Source organism: Microvirga arabica (assembly GCF_016811235.1).
In the GTDB taxonomy this organism is placed as follows: domain Bacteria; phylum Pseudomonadota; class Alphaproteobacteria; order Rhizobiales; family Beijerinckiaceae; genus Microvirga; species Microvirga arabica.
In genome coordinates this window covers 1-1,221 of the sequence record NZ_JAFBID010000199.1, presented here as the reverse complement: position 1 = coordinate 1,221, position 1,221 = coordinate 1, and the positions used below count along the sequence as shown (strand labels likewise).

Here is a 1,221-nt window from a genome sequence, read left to right as displayed (position 1 = left end):
ACAAGGACGGACAATGAGGCGTTCACGGTTCACGGACGAGCAGATTATTGGGATTTTGCGGGAGCAGGAGGCTGGTGCAAAGGTGGCCGATCTGTGCCGCAAGCACGGCATGTCGGAAGCCACCCTTTACAACTGGAAGGCCAAGTACGGCGGCATGGATGCCTCCGACGCCAAACGGCTCAAAGCGCTTGAGGATGAGAACGCCAAACTGAAGAAGCTGCTGGCCGAGACGATGCTCGATGCCTCGGCGCTGCGCGAGCTGCTCTCAAAAAAGTGGTAGAGCCCGCCGCTCAGCGCGAAGCCGTCGCGCACCTGCAGGCCAGCTTTGGCCTGTCGGAACGGCGGGCCTGTTCCCTCATCAGGGCGGATCGCACCACGATCCGCTATCGCTCCTGTCGCCCGAACGATGCGGCCCTGCGGGGCCGGCTGCGCGAACTGGCCCACGCGCGGCGTCGTTTCGGTTATCGGCGGCTGTTCGTGCTGCTTCGGCGTGAGGGCGAGACGGCGGGGCTGAACCGGGTCTACCGCCTCTACCGCGAGGAAGGCCTGAGCGTCCGCAAGCGCCAGGCGCGCCGGCGGGCGGTCGGCATGCGGGCGCCGATCCTGGTTGAGGCGAAGGCCAATGCGCGCTGGTCGCTCGACTTTGTCCATGATCAGTTCGCGAATGGCCGGCGCTTTCGCATCCTGAACATCGTCGATGACGTGACACGGGAGTGCCTGGCGGCGATCCCCGACACCTCGATCTCGGGCAAGCGGGTCGCCCGGGAGTTGACAGCCCTGATCGAGCAACGTGGCAAGCCGGGAATGATTGTCTCCGATAACGGCACCGAACTGACCTCGAATGCTATTCTCGCCTGGTGCGCCGAGCGCCGGATCGAGCGGCATTACATTGCCCCGGGCAAGCCGATGCAGAACGGCTATATCGAGTCGTTCAACGGCCGCATGCGGGATGAACTGTTGAACGAGAGCCTGTTCTTCGGCTTGGATCATGCCCGCGAGATGATCTCGGCTTGGGTCACCGACTACAATATCGCGAGGCCGCATTCCTCGCTGAACTATCAGACGCCCGCGGCCTATGCCGCGGGCCTGAGAGCCGCAAGGGACCATCACGCTGCGCAACAGACAAGCTCCGCGCGCTGGCCCCTTGCTCCTGTCGCGCCACACGGCGTATCACCGGCCAAGACTCTAACAGCGGCTGGATGAAACTTCAGGGGCAGGTCA

Annotated in this window: 1 protein-coding gene; it reads left to right on the top strand. The window is 63.9% G+C overall.

What is annotated here, in order from left to right; translation table 11 throughout:
• Nucleotides 1-13 precede the first annotated feature (13 nt).
• Nucleotides 14-1,203 (top strand): IS3 family transposase gene (locus JQC81_RS32430; protein ID WP_203275861.1). Its coding sequence is split into 2 segments (ribosomal slippage): nt 14-275 and nt 275-1,203, totalling 1,191 coding nucleotides; the frame shifts between segments, so codons are not numbered across the junction.
• The last annotated feature ends 18 nt before the right edge of the window (nt 1,204-1,221 follow it).